This is a genomic window from Mucilaginibacter oryzae, from assembly GCF_003148845.1.
Taxonomy (GTDB): domain Bacteria; phylum Bacteroidota; class Bacteroidia; order Sphingobacteriales; family Sphingobacteriaceae; genus Mucilaginibacter; species Mucilaginibacter oryzae.
In genome coordinates this window covers 302,700-320,589 of sequence record NZ_QGHA01000005.1, presented here as the reverse complement: position 1 = coordinate 320,589, position 17,890 = coordinate 302,700, and the positions used below count along the sequence as shown (strand labels likewise).

At 43.9% G+C, this 17,890-nt stretch carries 16 protein-coding genes; 7 read left to right on the top strand and 9 right to left on the bottom strand.

The features are described 5' to 3' along the window. Positions 1-22: 22 nt before the first annotated feature. The 6 genes from kaiC to LX99_RS15410 all read left to right on the top strand — a co-directional run bounded on the left by kaiC (position 23) and on the right by LX99_RS15410 (position 6,898). Complete coding sequence (gene kaiC / locus LX99_RS15435; RefSeq protein WP_109608692.1) at positions 23-1,771, top strand: circadian clock protein KaiC; 1,749 nt, start codon at positions 23-25, stop codon at positions 1,769-1,771. Continuing rightward, on the top strand, positions 1,771-2,061 hold the full coding sequence (locus tag LX99_RS15430) for a circadian clock KaiB family protein (RefSeq protein ID WP_109608691.1): 291 nt from the start codon (positions 1,771-1,773) through the stop codon (positions 2,059-2,061). The genes kaiC and LX99_RS15430 overlap by 1 nt, the downstream gene beginning before the upstream one ends. Positions 2,062-2,067: 6 nt before the next feature. Next, positions 2,068-2,388 (top strand): circadian clock KaiB family protein, encoded by a 321-nt coding sequence (locus LX99_RS15425; RefSeq protein WP_109608690.1) that lies wholly within the window; start codon positions 2,068-2,070, stop codon positions 2,386-2,388. Positions 2,389-2,390: 2 nt separating this feature from the next. Further along, positions 2,391-4,058 (top strand): PAS domain-containing sensor histidine kinase, encoded by a 1,668-nt coding sequence (locus LX99_RS15420; RefSeq protein ID WP_109608689.1) that lies wholly within the window; start codon positions 2,391-2,393, stop codon positions 4,056-4,058. 76 nt (positions 4,059-4,134) lie between these two features. After that, positions 4,135-4,902, top strand: a complete 768-nt coding sequence (locus LX99_RS15415) for an enoyl-CoA hydratase/isomerase family protein (RefSeq protein ID WP_109608688.1) — start codon at positions 4,135-4,137, stop codon at positions 4,900-4,902. Between the two features lie 310 nt (positions 4,903-5,212). Beyond that, positions 5,213-6,898 (top strand): MutS-related protein, encoded by a 1,686-nt coding sequence (locus tag LX99_RS15410; protein ID WP_109608687.1) that lies wholly within the window; start codon positions 5,213-5,215, stop codon positions 6,896-6,898. 71 nt (positions 6,899-6,969) lie between these two features. On the opposite strand, the gene LX99_RS15405 is transcribed toward LX99_RS15410, so the two are convergent. The 9 genes from LX99_RS15405 to LX99_RS15365 form a co-directional block, all read right to left on the bottom strand. After that, positions 6,970-8,202, bottom strand: coding sequence for an MFS transporter (locus LX99_RS15405; protein WP_109608686.1), 1,233 nt, complete (start codon positions 8,200-8,202; stop codon positions 6,970-6,972). A 217-nt stretch (positions 8,203-8,419) separates the two neighbouring features. Beyond that, positions 8,420-9,514, bottom strand: a complete 1,095-nt coding sequence (gene aroC / locus LX99_RS15400; RefSeq protein WP_109608685.1) for a chorismate synthase — start codon at positions 9,512-9,514, stop codon at positions 8,420-8,422. A gap of 209 nt (positions 9,515-9,723) precedes the next feature. Next, positions 9,724-11,031: a 3-phosphoshikimate 1-carboxyvinyltransferase gene (gene aroA / locus LX99_RS15395; RefSeq protein WP_109608684.1), complete on the bottom strand. Its 1,308-nt coding sequence runs from the start codon at positions 11,029-11,031 to the stop codon at positions 9,724-9,726. Positions 11,032-11,038: 7 nt separating this feature from the next. After that, complete coding sequence (locus LX99_RS15390; protein WP_109608683.1) at positions 11,039-12,166, bottom strand: chorismate mutase; 1,128 nt, start codon at positions 12,164-12,166, stop codon at positions 11,039-11,041. 79 nt (positions 12,167-12,245) lie between these two features. Continuing rightward, positions 12,246-13,154, bottom strand: a complete 909-nt coding sequence (locus LX99_RS15385) for a prephenate dehydratase (RefSeq protein WP_022833060.1) — start codon at positions 13,152-13,154, stop codon at positions 12,246-12,248. Positions 13,155-13,498: 344 nt separating this feature from the next. Continuing rightward, on the bottom strand, positions 13,499-14,116 hold the full coding sequence (locus LX99_RS15380; RefSeq protein WP_170122721.1) for a hypothetical protein: 618 nt from the start codon (positions 14,114-14,116) through the stop codon (positions 13,499-13,501). A gap of 297 nt (positions 14,117-14,413) precedes the next feature. Continuing rightward, on the bottom strand, positions 14,414-15,340 hold the full coding sequence (locus LX99_RS15375) for a sterol desaturase family protein (RefSeq protein WP_170122720.1): 927 nt from the start codon (positions 15,338-15,340) through the stop codon (positions 14,414-14,416). 1 nt (position 15,341) lies between these two features. Then, entirely contained in the window at positions 15,342-16,397 is a 1,056-nt protein-coding gene (gene aroB, locus LX99_RS15370; protein ID WP_109608681.1) for a 3-dehydroquinate synthase, read from the bottom strand. Positions 16,398-16,399: 2 nt separating this feature from the next. Next, a complete protein-coding gene (locus LX99_RS15365; protein WP_022833065.1) occupies positions 16,400-16,606 on the bottom strand; it encodes an RNA-binding S4 domain-containing protein in 207 nt (68 codons plus the stop codon). Between the two features lie 58 nt (positions 16,607-16,664). Between LX99_RS15365 and LX99_RS15360 the strand changes: the two genes are divergently transcribed. Next, positions 16,665-17,870 (top strand): proline dehydrogenase family protein, encoded by a 1,206-nt coding sequence (locus LX99_RS15360; RefSeq protein ID WP_022833066.1) that lies wholly within the window; start codon positions 16,665-16,667, stop codon positions 17,868-17,870. Positions 17,871-17,890 lie beyond the last annotated feature (20 nt).

Below are 17,890 nucleotides of genomic sequence, written 5' to 3'. Positions count from 1 at the left end.
ACCTATATTAAAAACAGTTTAAATGACTAATGTCAATAAAAAACAAAGCCTTGTCCATCATCCATCGTTGCCAAAAACACCTACAGGCATCAACGGTTTGGATGAAATAACTGGAGGCGGTTTACCTAAAGGCAGGCCGACCCTGGTGTGCGGCGAAGCCGGTTGCGGTAAAACTTTACTTTCGCTTGAATTTATTATAAAGGGAGTTACTGAATTTAATGAACCTGGTGTTTTTATCGCTTTTGAGGAAAAGGCTGAAGAATTAACCACAAATGTTGCTTCGCTGGGCTTTGACCTGGATAAGCTGCAAGCCGATAAAAAGATCAGGCTTGACCATGTACACATCGACCGGAGCGAAATTGAAGAAACGGGAGAATACGACCTGGAAGGGCTGTTTATCCGTTTAGGCTACGCTATTGATAGTATAGGCGCCAAACGTGTGGTGCTCGATACCTTAGAAAACCTCTTTTCGGGCCTGTCAAACCAAACTATATTGCGTGCGGAACTGCGGAGGCTTTTTGGCTTTTTAAAGCAAAAAGGTGTTACCGCTGTCATTACCGGCGAAAGGGGTGAGGGGGCTGCATTAACCCGCCAGGGACTTGAAGAATATGTATCTGATTGCGTGATATTATTGGATCACCGTGTTATTAACCAGATTTCTACCCGAAGGTTGCGTATTGTAAAATATCGCGGTTCGCAGCATGGTACCAACGAGTATCCTTTTTTAATTGATGAAGAAGGTATTTCGGTTTTGCCTGTTACTTCCTTAAAGTTAGAGAAGGATGTGTCAACTGAAAGGGTTTCATCAGGGATTCCGGCCCTCGACCAGATGCTGGGAGGCAAGGGCTTTTTTAAAGGCAGCAGTATTTTGGTATCGGGCACGGCAGGTACCGGCAAAACCAGTTTAGCAGCGTATTTCGCACACGAAACCTGCCAAAATAATAAAAGGTGCCTTTACTTTGCCTTTGAAGAATCGCCGCGGCAAATTGTCCGTAATATGAAATCCATCAGCGTTGATCTTCAAAAACATATAGATTCAGGCTTGCTGATGTTCCATGCATCGCGCCCTACGCTTTACGGCTTGGAAATGCACCTGGCAGTAATTTATAAACTTATTAAAAAGTTTAAACCGGCGGCGGTGGTGCTTGATCCGATCACTAACCTGATTACGGCAGGTTCGGTAAGCGAGGTGAAAACTATGCTGATCAGGCTGATTGATTTTTTGCAGGAAGAACAGATTACCACGATGTTCACCGCCTTAACGCTTAATACGATCATCAACGATCAGACAGACGAAGGGCTTTCCTCTCTGGTAGACACCTGGGTGCTGGTGCGGGATATTGAAAGCAACGGCGAACGTAACCGCGGGCTTTATATCATGAAATCGCGCGGTATGAAACATTCCAACCAGGTGCGTGAATTTGTTATCACCGACAACGGACTTGATCTGATTGACGTTTACCTGGGACCAGAAGGTGTGCTGACAGGATCGGCACGTGAAGCCCAGAAACTAAATGAAAAAACCGGGGTTGCCCTGCGCGATTTTGCCGTTACCCGCAAAGATAGGGAGGTGATGCGCAAACGAATGATGCTTGAAGCGAAGATTTCAACCCTGCAGGCCGAATTTGAATCGGCAGAAGAGGAATTGAACAAAATTTATCTTGAGGAGGAGCTGAAGCAGAACATTATTGAAAAAAACAGGCAGGAAATTACCAATATCCGCCACGGAAACGCCGCTACCCCTAAAGATAACACCAAAAAGGAAAAGTAATGGAAACCGAAGCTGTAACCTATGAATTAAGGTTGTATATCGCCGGAAAAACAGCAAAATCAGTAACGGCGCTAACCAATCTTAAAAAATATTGCGAAGAACATTTAAAAGGGCAATACGTTATTGAAGTGGTTGACCTGTTGCTGCAGCCGCAGCTTGCAGAGGGCGACCAGATATTTGCCGTACCAACACTGGTAAGAAAAGTGCCTGAACCTATCCGTAAAATAATAGGCGATCTGTCTAACGAAGAAAAAGTTTTGGTAGGCCTCAACATAAGGCCCGTTAAATAAAAATAGATGACCGAGCAAAACCGATTTCCTTTGGCCGATACCGACGATGATAGCCATTACAGGTTACGCCTGTTTATTACCGGCGCTTCTCCAAATTCAACCCGTGCCATATCTAATTTAAATGAGATTTGCGAAAAGTATCTGAAGGGTAATTACACGCTCGAAATTATTGACGTACACCAGCAGCCGGCCATAGCGCGGTCAGAACAAATCATAGCCTTGCCCATGCTCATTAAAAAAGCGCCGGGTACTGAGCGCAGGTTAATAGGCGATATGTCTGACACTGAAAAAGTATTAAAGGGGCTTGGCATTAATACCGGGATTTAACAATGGAAGCTGATAAACTTACATATGATCAACTACTGGCCGAAAACGAGCGGCTCAGGATAAAGTTGGAGGAAGCCGGTGATACCATCGACGCTATCCGTAACGGAGAGGTTGATGCTATTGTTGTGAAAAATGACGGCGGGCACCAGCTATACACTTTAAAAACTGCCGACCAAACCTATCGCGTTTTTATTGAGAAGATGAACGAAGGCGCTGTCACATTGAATCGCGAGGGCATCATTTTGTATTGCAACACGCGTTTTGCCGCCATGGTTAACGAGCCGCTTGAAAAAGTGATTGGTTTAAAGTTTGATATTTTTGTTCCGGAGGTATCATGCGATAAGTTTAATGAGGTGATTAAAGATGGCTGGGAAAATGATTGCAAAGGCGAATTACTGCTTTCAAGCCGCGATTTTAATGTAACGCCCTGCCTGATCTCGTGTACAACGCTTGACCTGGATGAAGGTACTGCCCTTAGTTTAATCCTTACTGATTTAACCATTCAGAAACAGGCAGAGTGGGAACTGAAAGTTAAAAATGACCAGCTTGAGGAGGCGCAGGATGCTGCCGAACGATTGAACAACCAACTGGAAGATACGGTTCGAGAACGTACCGCCGACCTGTTGGTTAGCCGCGAGCACTTCAAACTGCTTGCCAATAATATTCCGCAAATAACCTGGACTAACCTCCCCAATGGTGAGTTTGACTTTTGCAACCGGCGCTGGTTTGATTATACGGGCCACCTTTACGGCAAAGCGGCAGCCGGGGGCTGGCAGCAGATTGTACACCCGGATGATTTACAGAAAACCATGGATACCTACCATGCGTCATTAAAAAGCGGCGATGTTTACGAGCTGGAAAACAGGTTTCGCCGATGGGACAATACGTACCGCTGGCATCTTAACCGCGCTGTACCCTTACGCGATGATAGCGGCGAAATTATTTTTTGGGTAGGCACGGCTACCGATATTGAAGAGCAGAAAAAGCAGCTTGATCTTAAAGACGAGTTTATAGGAGTTGCAAGCCACGAGTTAAAAACACCGTTAACCAGCCTGAAAGGTTATCTGCAACTAATATCGGCCTATAAAAAAGAAGAGCTTCCGGCGGTGGTGAAACAGTATGTTGAAAAGGCCGCCGGATCTCTTAACAAATTACAGCGTTTGGTTAATGACCTGCTGGATGTGAGTAAAATTCACGCCGGGCGGCTTGAGTATATGATGACAGAAGTTAATCTTGGCAACCTCGTAGCTTCGTCTGTTGAAAACGCTGCACACATTTATCCCGACTTTGAAATTATAAACACAACTACCGAAGAAGCCTATATTTACGGAAACGCAGGACGGCTGGAGCAGGTAATGATGAACCTGATCAACAACTCGGTAAAATATACTGCCGATGACAAAAGGATCATTGTTCATGCCGGTGTTATTGGTGATCTTGTCCGGGTATCTGTTACCGATTTTGGCATCGGCTTATCGCCCGGGCAGATAGACAGGATTTTTGAACGCTTTTACCGAGCTGAGGATAAGAAATTTACGGCTGGCGGCCTCGGAATGGGGCTGTATATCTCGGCCGAGATTATTGCCAACCACCAGGGTAAAATAGGGGTGGAGAGCGAGCCCGGAAAAGGCGCTATGTTTTATTTTGATATCCCTTTAGTTAAAAGGTGAATTTAACGCGTAATTTAAATTGCGCCTGTCTTAAATACTTCTGATATTAACGGTTTCTATCCTTAAAATTTAATATATGGCGGCGGCAAGCGGAAATGTTTCTGTTTCATTATCTTCATATGGCGTGGCTACGGTAAGTTTTTACCATCCTGCGCAAAATTCTATGTCGGCGCAGCTTTTAAAACAACTCGCCGAAGCTATTGTGGATGCCGGGAGCATGCCCCAAACCAAAGTTATTGTATTGAAAAGCGAAGGCGACCGTACATTTTGTGCCGGAGCCAGCTTTGATGAATTAATTGCTATTACGGATAAGGAATCGGGGGCGCGTTTTTTTGAGGGCTTCGCCAACGTAATCAACGCTTGCCGTAAATCGCCTAAAATAATTGTAGCAAGGGTACAGGGAAAAGCGGTTGGCGGCGGCGTTGGCTTAGCCGCCGCGGCCGATTATTGCCTGGCCACCAATGTGTCATCCATAAAGCTCAGCGAACTTACCATCGGGATCGGGCCGTTTGTAATAGCGCCGGCGGTTGTACGTAAAATAGGCGTATCGGCTTTTACTCACCTTACCCTTAAAGCCACCGATTTTCAAACGGCCTCGTGGGCAAAAGAAAAAGGCCTTTACCATGATGTTTATGATGATAGAGCATCGCTTGATGAAGCGCTGCTAACGTTTACGCAACAATTGGCATCTTATAACCCGGAAGCGCTTGTACGCTTAAAGCAATCGCTTTGGGAGGGTACAGAAAACTGGGACGAACTCCTTTTACAAAAAGCCGCCATAAGCGGTAATTTGGTGCTTTCGGCTTTCACGCAGCAGGCTTTGCGTCAATTTTTGAAAAAATAGAGGAAATCCAATCCGCAGCGAAGCGCTTGAACACATGATGCCGAACTTGAAAGCCCGGATAATGTGATTGTTGAAATGGCTGTTGATGCCGCCTGGCAGGATAAGCAATAAGGTTTTATATACACGTCTGACGTGGGGCAATGTGTATACTTTGCCAATTTACCAACTATGCTGATGAAATCGTCACCGGTAGTTACTTTCCGAAATCCAACCAGTATTACAACCTTGAACTTAGTTACTAATCCTGACCTTTACCTCATTTTTATGGTCGATAAAATATCTGATTGACCAAATTTTTATATTTTTATATATGTATTACTTCGTTGCCGTTGCGTTGGTTTTAGTTGCTATTACGCTGATATTTTATATAAGGTTATATTACAATAAGTTAAGCTGGGCTAAAAAACGACTGGCGAAAATAAAGGGCAAATGGGGCAAGCCCGTTAACGCGCGCCGCAACTTTGATCTGATCAGGTTGTACCTCGATTCGGACGAGGCTCCTAATAAAATTTCCGCGCAAACAGCCAATGATCTTGATCTGAACAGCGTATTCAATTATATTGACCGTACAAACAGCAAGCCGGGCAAGCAATATTTATACAAATTACTTCATCATCCCATAACCGATACCGATATCCTTCATGAGCTTGATGCAGAAATTGAGGACCTTAATATAGATGTGCCCGCCCGCGATAGGCTGGAGGTCGAATTGTCCAGGTTAAACAGCAACAACGCTTATCATATTGTTAATTTATTTTTACGCGCTCACCAGCCGGTTTTTCAATCGGTTTTAAATACGTATATCAGGGTATCGCCTTTTCTTATCCTGGCAGGCTTTGTTTCGCTTGCCATTATTCCCAATATATTCAGCTTTATATTTCTTGTTTTGTTGTTTGTTTATAATGTAGTGATCTATTTTACAAGCCGCAAAAAAATATCGGACTATACCAGTTCGTTGCCACAGGCATTAATTATGCACAGCGTTGCAGTAACACTGGTTAAAAGCGGTAAGTTCAGTCATACCGATGCCGTAAAGCAAAGCCTTACCCGCCTACTGGGCTTAAAGCGCGCCCTTAGGCTTGTTAATGCGGAAACCGCTGTTGTAAGCGCCAATACCGATATAGGCCATGCCGTTTTCCAGTTATTTAAAATATTGTTTGTGGTTGAGCCTTACGTTTATACGTCATCGCTTAAACAAATTGAGAAGTTCCGTGAGGATCTTAGGGTGGTTTACGAATTTATTGGACGTGCCGATGCGCTGATCGCTATACAATCGGTAAGAGCGGGCTTACCGTTTTATAGCAAGCCCGAATTTACAGTCACTGATGGGAAAATTGAAATCGCGGAGCTTTTTCATCCCCTGGTTGTTAATTGCGTACCAAATTCATTGTACACTACCGATGCCGATAGGGGGGCACTGATTACCGGCTCAAACATGTCTGGTAAAACTACATTTATAAAAGCTTTGGGGTTGAACACCTTACTTGCTCAAACTATATTTACAAGCTGCGCCAAAAGCTATAAAGCGCCGGTGCTTAAAATACAAACCAGTATTAAAACCGCCGATAATATTGATGAGCAGAAAAGCTATTTCCAGGCCCAGGCATCAGCTATTTTAGATATTATTGATCATAGCGCCGAAAAAGAAACTATTAAAAGCCTGGTGATCATTGATGAAATTTTCAGGGGCACCAATACCATCGAACGCATCGCGGCGGCAAAATCGGTACTATCATACATTACCGCAAATCAAAACTTTGTTTTTGTTTCAACCCACGACCTGGAGCTGGCCGAGCTGCTGGATGAAGATTTTATGGTTTATTCTTTCTCCGATTCGAAAGACGGACGGACGCTGGTGTTTGATTACATGCTTAAACAAGGGCTGTTAAAAAGTACTAATGGCATAGCTATCTTAAAATCAATGGGCTATCCGGAGTCTGTTATTGAGGAGGCTAATATAGTTAGTGAGCGGATGATGAATAAGTATCTGGTTTAGGCGCTGCTAAATGCTTTCGGGTCTTATTTTTCGATGTTAAAAAGAGGTAAGTTGTTTCCCGAAGCTTACAATTAAGGCAAAACCGGTACTTTTTGATCTGCCGGGACCGACCGTTGCATTACCGCGTAGCCGAAAGCCACAAGCAAACATACACCACCCAGCACCCACCAAAGCATTTCAAAACCGCCGTAAGCAATTACCTGGCTGCCAAAAAAAGGCGCTATGATTTGCGCCCCTGACCACGACATGCTGTACAACGCGGCATATTCGCCCCGGTTACGCACATTTGAGCGGCTTATCCAGAATGTGTTCATAAATGGCATGCTTAGCATTTCGCCAAGGGTAACCATGCTTACAATGAGTACGGCTACCCAGGTTACATGCGGCATAACATTCAGCAAAACAAAACTACAGCCGGTAACCAGTATGCCGGATATAATGTACGTTAACGGGTGCTTTTTGCCTTCAAGCCAGTTAATCAAAACCATTTCAACCAATACGATCAGTATACCGTTCCAGGCCAGCAAGATACCGATCAGGCGTTCGTTAAAATGCCACTGCACTTTGTAAAACACCGGCTGCATAATAAAAAACTGGAAAAAGCAGGTGGCAAACAACGTGGCGAGTAAAATAAAAACAAGATAAATACCATCACGGTAGGCCGACGAAAACACCTCATCAAAACCGGCGGCGGCTTGTTTAATGGTTTTTGCTACTTTTGACCGGGGCATCAATATCAACAGCAATAAGCCCGCGGCAATGTTGGTACAACCATCTACCCAAAAAAGTAAATGATAATTTATAGAAGCCAGCAATCCGCCCAAACCGCCGCCAAAAGCCCATCCTAAATTGGTGGCCAGGCGGTTAAGTGAGTAGGAGCGCGTTTTATTATCTTCGGTGCTGTAATGGGCTATAGCCGTTGAGTTTGCTGGTCTGAATGATTCATTGCAAATGCTCAATATCAGCGTAAAAACAGCCACGCTGGTAAAGCTATGCTGATATCCAAGTATCAAAAACAGCAATCCACCGGTAAGTTGGGCGCCAACCTGCAAATCATAAAAACCTATTTTATTGATCAGTTTACCACCGATAAACCCGCCTGATACCGCGCCGACACCGAAAATGGCCATAATATAACCCGACTGCTCAATAGTAAAATGCAGCTGACGAATGGTATAAATAGTCATGAACGGCACCACCATGGTGCCGCTTCGGTTAATAAACATGACGATGCTCAGGTACCAGCTGTTTTTTGAAAGTCCGCTATAGGCTTGTTGGTATAATTGGATAAGATTGGTAAACATAGCCTTGTAAAGATAGGGGATTGAGCTGAAAGCTGAAGGCTGAAAGCATAAAGCTTTTTATTTGAGCTTAAAGCAAAAGGCCGAAAGCTTAAAGCATCCTATTTAATGCGTTAAGTTTTCGGCCTTTTTAGCTTTTTGCTTTCAGCCTTCAGCCCAATTTTGCTTTTAGCTTTAAGCCTTCGGCTTTTAGCTCAATTTTGCTTTTTGCCTTAAGCTTTTAGCTTAACTTAGAGTTTCTGTTTCTCAGCCAATGATCAGCGAGAACAAGGGCTGCCATGGCCTCCACAATAGGTACAGCGCGCGGAACCACGCATGGGTCGTGACGGCCCTTGCCTGAAATTTCGGCGATGTTTCCCTGACTGTCAATTGTTGCCTGGTTTTTCATGATGGTGGCAACAGGTTTAAAAGCTACCCTAAACTCGATAGGCATCCCGTTGCTGATCCCGCCCTGGATCCCGCCCGAAAAATTGGTAATGGTATGCACATCGCCCAGGTGCGATTTCACAAAAATGTCGTTATGTTCCGAGCCCCGCATTTCGCTGCCCTCAAATCCCGATCCGAATTCAAAACCATGCACCGCGTTGATGCTCAGCATCGCTTTACCTAAGTCTGCGTGGAGTTTATCAAACACGGGCTCTCCAAGGCCAACCGGGCAGTTTTTTACATAGCAGCTGATTTTGCCGCCTACAGTATCGCCATCCTTGCGTACGCTGTCAATAAATTCGATCATTTCTTCGGCAGTAGCCGGATCGGCGCAGCGTACAATGTTTTTTTCTCGTTCTTCGATAAACTCCTGTGCATCATTGATCGATACGTTAGGCGCCTTGATTTTACCTACGCTGCTTACGTGCGCAACAATTTCAATGCCCTGGGTTTTAAGCAACAGCTTGGCCAAAGCTCCGGCCGCTACACGGGCAGCGGTTTCGCGGGCTGATGATCGGCCGCCACCACGGTGATCGCGGATACCGTACTTGGTTTGATAGGTATAATCGGCGTGTGAGGGGCGGAAAACATCCACGTTATGGCTGTAATCTTTTGAGCGCTGATCTTCATTGGGGATCAGCATGGCTATAGGTGTTCCTGTGGTTTTACCTTCAAAGGTTCCCGACAGGATTTTTACCGTATCGCTCTCTTTACGCTGTGTTGTTATTTTTGATTGACCGGGTTTGCGTTTATCCAGTTCGCCCTGAATGTACTCAAGGTCAACCGGTAAACCGGCCGGGCATCCATCTATAATTACGCCTATGGCCTCACCATGCGATTCGCCAAAAGTAGTTATCCTGAATAATTGCCCGAATGAGTTACCTGCCATATTTTTTGATATGAGATGTTAGATATGAGATTTGAGAAAATCGCATCTGATATCTTTAATTGGTTTTGTATTAATATTACGTCATTATAAGGTACGAAGCAATCTCGAACTTTACAGGGTGGACCTGCTCGGGTGCGATTGCTTCGTGCCTCGCAATGACGTGTTGAACTAAGGCTTAGTTATTAGCTTTATGCCTTAAGCCTTTTGCTTTAAGCTTCTTTCTCTTCCACTTCAAACCCTTGCTTTTCCAGGTCTGTCCAGAAAGCGGGGTATGATTTTTCAACTACCGGGCCGTTTTCAAATTCCATTTGCGGCAGGATGAGTGCCAATGGCGCGAATGCCATAGCCATGCGGTGATCGTGGTAAGTATTGATAAAGATATTATCCGGTATAAACTTTCCGCTGCAATCCAGGGTATAAACTTCATCTTTTTCAATCAGTTTAACGCCCATTTTGGCAAGTTCAGTTTGTAAAGCTAAAATGCGGTCGGTTTCCTTGATCTTCAGTGTCTCCAGGCCGGTAAATGATGCTTCGTGGTTTAAGGCCGCGCAAACAACAATTACGGTTTGGGCCAGATCCGGGCATTCCTTCAAATCAAATTCGCGGCGCGAGATGGGTTTGTTCTCTTTTTTTAGGTGAACGCCGCCATCTTTAAATTGCGAGGTGATACCAAAGTTAGCCATGATCTCGGTGATTACGCTATCGCCCTGTAAGCTGTATGGCGTTAGGCCTGTTAAAAACAGTTCAGCCTCATCGGCCAAAGCGGCTATAGCGTACCAGTATGAAGCAGCGCTCCAGTCGGGCTCAACACTTAGCGTTGTAGCGGCAAAATCCTGTTTAGCTATCGAAATTACATTGCCTTCCCAATGATGTTTAATCCCGGCAGTGTTTAACATGGCCAGGGTCATTTCAACATAAGGGCGGGAGGTTAAATCACCTTCAATATGCAGTTCCAGTCCTTCAGGCAAACTTGATGCAATTAACAACAATGCGGTGATGTATTGACTGCTGATGTTGCCTTTAATGCTGATTTTGTTGGTTTGCTGTTTAAAACCACCTTTAAGTTTGATGGGAGGGTAGCCATCGTTCTCTTCATAATCAATATTGGCGCCCAATGCACGTAAGGCATCTACTAAAACACCTATAGGGCGTTCCTTCATGCGTTTACTTCCGGTTAATATCACTTCATCCTGCTGGATGGCATAATAGGCCGTTAAAAAGCGCATGGCAGTACCGGCCGGGCCGATATCCACAATTTCGGATTTGCAATTTTCGATTTCGGAATTAGTATCGCCAGGCAAAATCTCTTGATTCCTGACTCTTGATTCCTGATTCCCTCTTAAAATGCCGGCTAATAAAACAGCATCGGCAGCATCAGAAATATTCTCAACTAATACTTTGCCATTGCTTAGCGCTTCGATGATGAGGGCACGGTTACACTCACTTTTTGAACCGGTGAGGTTAACCGTACCGTTAATGATTTTATTGTTTCTTTTAAGAATGATGTTTTGCATCATTATCAAATTAAGCGTGTGTAAGTTTTTCTGCTTGCCCCTGGCTGGCTTCGGCGTTCATAACCTCTGTTTGCCTGCGGATAGATTCGCTGTGAACCAATTCGAGCAGCTTTTCGGTAAACTCGCCGCTTAATTTCAAGGCTTTACCATAAGTGGTACGTTTTTGCAGGATCTCGTCCCAACGGCCAACCTGTAAAATGGTAATGTTGTTATCTTTTTTGTACTGACCGATTTTCTCGGCAATTTGCATACGCTCGGCAATTTTCTGGATCACCAAATCATCAATTTTGTCGATCTGGTTACGCAGTTCAGCCAGTTTGTCATTTACTTCCGAGTTTTTAACTTCCGGTTTGCGTAACGCTAAATGGTCAATGATATCGGCTAAAGCGGCAGGGGTAACCTGTTGTTTGGCATCAGTCCACGCTACGCTCGGGTCGATATGTGATTCTATCATTAAGCCCTGCATATCCAGGTCTAACGCTTTTTGCGAAACGTAGCCAATCAGGTCGCGGTTGCCGGTGATGTGGCTTGGATCATTGATGATAGGCAGTTCAGGGGCCAGCGTTTTCAGGCTGATCGCAACATCCCACATCGGTTCGTTACGGAAAGCCGATTTTTCGTACGATGAGAAACCACGGTGAATAGCAGCCAGTTTAGTGATGCCCGTGTTGTTGATACGCTCTAAAGCGCCAACCCATAATGAAAGATCAGGGTTTACCGGGTTTTTAACCATTACCGGTACATCAACACCTTTAAGGGCATCAGCAATTTCCTGTACGGTGAAAGGGTTAGCGGTTGAACGGGCACCTACCCAAAGGATATCTACACCGGCGGCCAGGGCCTCTTCAACGTGTTTAGCGGTTGCAACTTCCACAGCGGTAGGTAAACCGGTTTCTGCTTTGGCGCGTTTTAACCACTCTAAACCAATGCTGCCAATACCTTCAAACTCGCCCGGACGGGTGCGTGGTTTCCAGATCCCGGCCCGCAATGCCGAAATTTTACCTGTTTGGGCTAATAAATGAGCGGTTGCTACTAACTGCTCTTCTGTTTCGGCGCTGCAAGGGCCGGAAATTACCAATGGTTCGCTGCTGGTTTTGATCCAACTGCTAAGCGGCTGGATATTTAAATTTAGTTTCATCGTGTTTTTTGTATTAAACGGCTGGTTTTAATGCCGGGAGTTTTTTAAATTTTATTTGTATTGATTTTTTTTCGCTTGCTTAGTTATTACGCCTGATGTTAATGTATTTACGAATACTTCTTTCCGCCCGGTGCTGTTTGGGTGCGGTTGAAGGTTCGTCGTCATGGCGCTCATACTCGCCAAGGATATTGAAATTGTGCGTATACTTCAATATTTGCCTTATTGACGAATCATATTGTTTTTGTTCTTCCCATTCAATATCAACGTAAAAGTTATACTCATTACGCTTGCCTAAAATAGGCATCGACTGGATTTTGCTCATGTTTACGCCTTCTTCGGCAAAAATATTAAGTACTTTAGCCAATGAGCCTACTTTATTGCTTACCTGGAAACACAGCGAAGCTTTATTGGCCGTTTTTTTCTCCACGTTATCATGCTGCGTAATGATTAGGAAACGGGTGAAATTCCTTTTATTTGATTCGATTCGGCGTTCCAAAACATCAAGGCCATACAGCTGCGCGGCCAGGGCATTGGCAACAGCCACCGTATCGGTAAGCTGCTCATCCCTGATGCGTTTGGCGCAGGCGGCGGTATCGCTGCTTTCAACAATTTTAAGGTGCGGGTACTCGTCAAAAAAGTCAACACACTGGCGCAAAGCGATAGGGTGGGAGGTTACATACTTTACATCCTCAAACTTAACGCCGGGCAGGGCCATCAGGTGCAGCTGGATGGGAAGATAAATTTCGCCCACTACCGGGAACCCGTAATCAAGCAGCAAAGTGTAATTAGGCAAAATGCTGCCTGCAATGCTGTTTTCGATAGCCATCACTACATAATCGGCCTCGCGTTTTTTCAGGCTCTCGAATGTTTGTTTAAAGGAGTTACACTCGATGGTTTCCACATTGTCGCCAAAGTACCTGATCGCGGCTTCCTCATGAAACGATGCCCTGATTCCCTGTATTGCAACTTTTGGTCGTTCTATTTTCATAAACCCTGTTAAAGCAAAAAGTCCCGGCTTTTAGGCCGGGACTTTTGGTGTTTTTATATGTTTTGTTTAGTACATATCAGTCCCGGCTCTTACTGGTAAAGTAAAAGTAGTAACCAAAGAAGTATGCACCTGCTAATTTCATTTGTTTGTTTTTTATTACGGCGTAAATGTACGGTAAAAAAAGAGTTTGTCAATAGATAATTTTATTTTTTGTTGAAAATTGTATGTCAGCCAAATTAAATTTGGAACAGGGCTTGATTTTTTTTCTTGTATGTATACTTTATGGCTGTATCGATCATAACATCTAAACATTTTAAACAAAACCTCGCTAAAAGTGCAGTCTGTTATGTTTTACTAATATATTGGCCCAATATAGTGGAACGGATGTTATAGATGGGGATATTAAGTTTTTCGGGAAACTTACCTAACAGTATCCTGGGCGAGATAACAGCCCCCGGATCGATAGTGGCACCGTTATTAAATACAAGGGTAATGCTTTCCGCTTCTCTCTTGCTTTTAATTCGATGGTTGATCTGCGTTATATCCAATTTACTAAGAGTAAAAATGCGTGTACCATCGCTCGAATAAGTAAAAAGATCATTACCCCTTGATATCTGTATAAATTTACCACTATTGGCCTCTGCAAGGTAAGAAGCTAAAAACACAACCATAACTACCGATGCCACGATAAAAACAATTAAGGCAGCAGCAGTTATCACAAACACGCTGAACGCATGAAGGAATATAAATGTTAAGCAAAATAACAAGCCAAGAACAGCTCCTATTATTTGGGGCTTCATCACTATCTCGGCTTTATACATAAAATCATTAGTTATAAAATGCGATTTATTACCAACGTTAAAAAAATGGTTTTTAAACAATTTTAAGTTGAGAGCCTGGTTAAAAAAGTCTGCTACGAGGTTGCAGGCATCCTCAACAGTAGGCACGTGATATTCATACAAATGATTATGGTTATCCAGATAATAAACGCAGAACTTACCGTTAAAGAAAAGCCCTACTTTCAGATAATTAAGATCAGCATCCTGGATAGTTACTGATGGCCCGGTTAACTGAATATCAGTTAATGCACGCTCAGCATCCTATGGAAAATCTTTTATCAAACGGATGGTTTCATCCAGATCGCGTGGTTGTTCGTCAGAAAACTCACCTTTTTCGTAGGTGTTATGTTGTATTTTGGATGTTAGTTGAAGCATCGGTTCAGGTAATTTATGTAATATGACCCTTGCCGGTTTGAAATGTTACGCAGCGGTTTCGTGTTTTTTTTGCGCCTGTTCCATTTTCTTATATTCCCGCTGCAATACACGCGCGGTTTGTGTGCTGCCATCATGGCTCCAACCCGGAGGGTGGATAAAGTAGCCAAATTTCGATTTAAGATCGGGTGCGTTTTTAACGTCGTGCAGTAAAGCTTTCCATTCATGGAATAGTACGTTTACCGGTCCCATATCTTCGGGCTGTTTGGTAAGTCCATATTTTACAGGTTCGGGCAAGTCTTCATCGCGAAAGGTGCCGAATAGCCTATCCCATATGATCAACACCATACCCATGTTTTTATCGAGATAAGGAATGTTTGAAGCATGATGAACGCGGTGATGCGCCGGCGTTACAAAAATCCATCCATACCATTTGGGTAAAGGAATTTTATACTGCGTATGCACCAGGTTTCCATAAAGCTGGGTAATCAAATAGGCATACAAAATATCGAGAGCGGTAAAGCCCATCAACGCCAATGGCAAATAAAAGAAAACACGATACAGTGGTTCGAAAACGGTAGACCGGAAACCTGTGGTAAAGTTAAAATGCTCGGACGAGTGGTGGGTTACATGCATGGCCCAAAACATACGACAGTAATGGCCTGTGTAATGCAACACCCAATACAAAAAATCCTGAACGATAACCAGCACAAACCAATACCAGAACACGTTTTGAATTTGAAACAGCCTGTAATGCTGGTAAGTATAATCAAGAATAAAAAAGGTAAATACCTTAACGCACAGATTGGTAACCACTGCAAGCGAGGTAAGGTAAATGTTGGTAAGCGTATCGCGGGTTTCGTAATATTTACGATCTTGCCAATAACTCAGGCCCATTTCAATCAGGGTTAAAACAATCAGCAAACCCATCAGTGTCAAAGCGGCCTGATTTCGCGAATCTAAATGTTGCAGCATGTTACAGGTTAATGTAATATCTTAAACTATCACAAAGTTCGCTGGCTGTGCATACATTGTCAATACTGTAACGGCCGATGTGTGTCAGTAAGGTGCAATTAATTTCGTTTCCTACGTTTTTTTTATCCTTTTGCATGTTGAGCAGCAGTTCGTCGAAGCTGTCTTCATTAATGGTATATTTGGGGTACAGATTGCTGAGTACCGCAACAATTTCATGAAGTTCAGCCAATGTCAGTCCCGCTTTTTTATGGGCGATGTACGATTCGCAGATCATACCGATGGCAATGGCCTCGCCATGCGAAAGGCTATCTTCATCATGCAGTAACGAATAAGTTTCAACAGCATGGCCGATGGTGTGGCCAAAATTTAATGCCTTGCGTATACCTTTTTCGTGCGGGTCTTCCAGCACAATTTCGTTTTTGATCTCTACCGAGCGGTGTACCAGATCGACCGATGGATTTTTAAGATCACTTGATTTAAGCTTGGTCCAATAAGCAGCATCTACAATTAAGCCGTGCTTCAGCATCTCGGCCAGGCCGGATAAAATCTGGCGCGGGGGCAGGCTTTGTAAAAATTCGTGGGCTATAAATACGGCCTTAGGCATCGTAAATGTGCCGATAATGTTTTTAATCCCATCAATATCAATACCTGTTTTACCGCCAACAGAAGCATCAACCTGCGAAAGCAAGGTAGTGGGTACCTGTACAAAATCAATACCTCTTTTATAGGTAGAAGCCGCGAAGCCCCCCATATCGGTAATAACACCTCCGCCAAGGTTAATCATCAGGCTTTTACGGTCGGCGCCAAAATCAATCAGCATCTTCCAAACGCCCACGCAAAAGTCGATATTTTTATTTTCCTCACCTGACTGAACTTCGATCAAATCATAAGCAAGGCCATCAAGCTTGTTTGTTAATAATGGCAGGCAATGTTCGCCTGTGTTTTCGTCGGTTAAAATGAAAAATTTAGTGTACTTACCTTTTTTTATAAAGTTTACTAATTCGTCAAGAGCGTTATCAAAATAAACCGCGTAATTATCGCTTTGAATAGTGTTCATTATTATACTACAATAATTTTATTCCCATCAAACTCAACGGTATCGCCTTTTTTTACTTTGAGGCGTTTACGATAGTCAACCTCGCCGTTGTATTTTACAAGTCCTTCGGTAACAACTATTTGGGCTTCGCCGCCGGTTTGTACTAAGTTTGCAGCTTTGAGTAGCTGGATCATGGGGATGAAGTCGCCTTCTAACTTAAATTCGATCATGGGATGGCAAAAATAAACTATTCGTGCAATTATGAGTTATCATTTTATAATTTTGCAGATGACCTCTAACGAAAATAACAATAATCAAGGGCAAAATACGCCCTCGTTCGAAAATACAGAAATAGCTTTCCGCCATTCATCCGATGCTGATTTGAACCGCGCTTACTGGCTGTTTAAAATGATCAATGTTAATTTTTTAGTGAAGATCGGGCCACCGGTTACCAACTTTGCCATGAAGGTTGGCTTACCTATCAAAAGCATTATCAAAGCTACTATATTTAAACATTTTTGCGGCGGCGAAACCATTGCCGAATGTGATTATACCATCAAAAACCTTTGCAGCGGCAGGGTAGGTACCATTTTAGATTACTCGGTAGAGGGAGAGGAAGATGAAACCGTATTTGATAACACCCGCGACGAGATTATCCGCACCATTGAGCGTGCTGCTAAAGATAAGGCGATTCCGCTTACAGTATTTAAAGTGACCGGCGTTGGCCGTTTCGGCCTGCTTGAAAAGCTGGACGCGCGCCTTAAACTGAACGATACCGAAGAAGAGGAGTGGAGAAGGGTTCAAAACAGGGTGCTGGCTATTTGCGATAAAGCTTATAAAAATAGTGTACCGGTAATGATTGACGCCGAGGAAAGCTGGATTCAGGATACAATTGACTTGCTGGCGCTTACCATGATGACCAGGTTTAACAAGCAGAAACCCATAGTGTATAACACCTATCAGATGTACAGGCATGATAAATTAGCTTCGATGCTAAATGATCATGCCATTGCGCAAAGCGAGGGCTTTATACTCGGCGCTAAAATTGTACGCGGCGCTTATATGGAGAAGGAACGGAAGCGGGCCGAAGAAAAAGGATATCCGTCGCCTATTCAACCGGATAAAAAATCGGCCGACCTGGATTACGATTCGGCGCTTGACTACTGCACCAGTCATATCAATGAAATCGCGTTCGTTGCAGGTACGCATAATGAGGAAAGCTGCCGCCTGCTGGCCGAATTGCTGAATAACAAAGGCATCGACCATAAACACCCGCACGTGTATTTTTCACAGCTGTTGGGTATGAGCGATAACCTCAGTTTTAATCTTGCCCATACTGATTATAACGTAGCTAAATACGTGCCTTACGGACCCGTAAAGGCCGTGCTGCCATACCTGTTCCGCAGGGCGCAGGAAAACACGGCTATAGCCGGCCAGATGAGCCGTGAGCTTAGCCTGATCACTAAAGAAAGAAAGCGCCGGAAGGGCGCTTAATTATAAGGTATAGAAAGGGA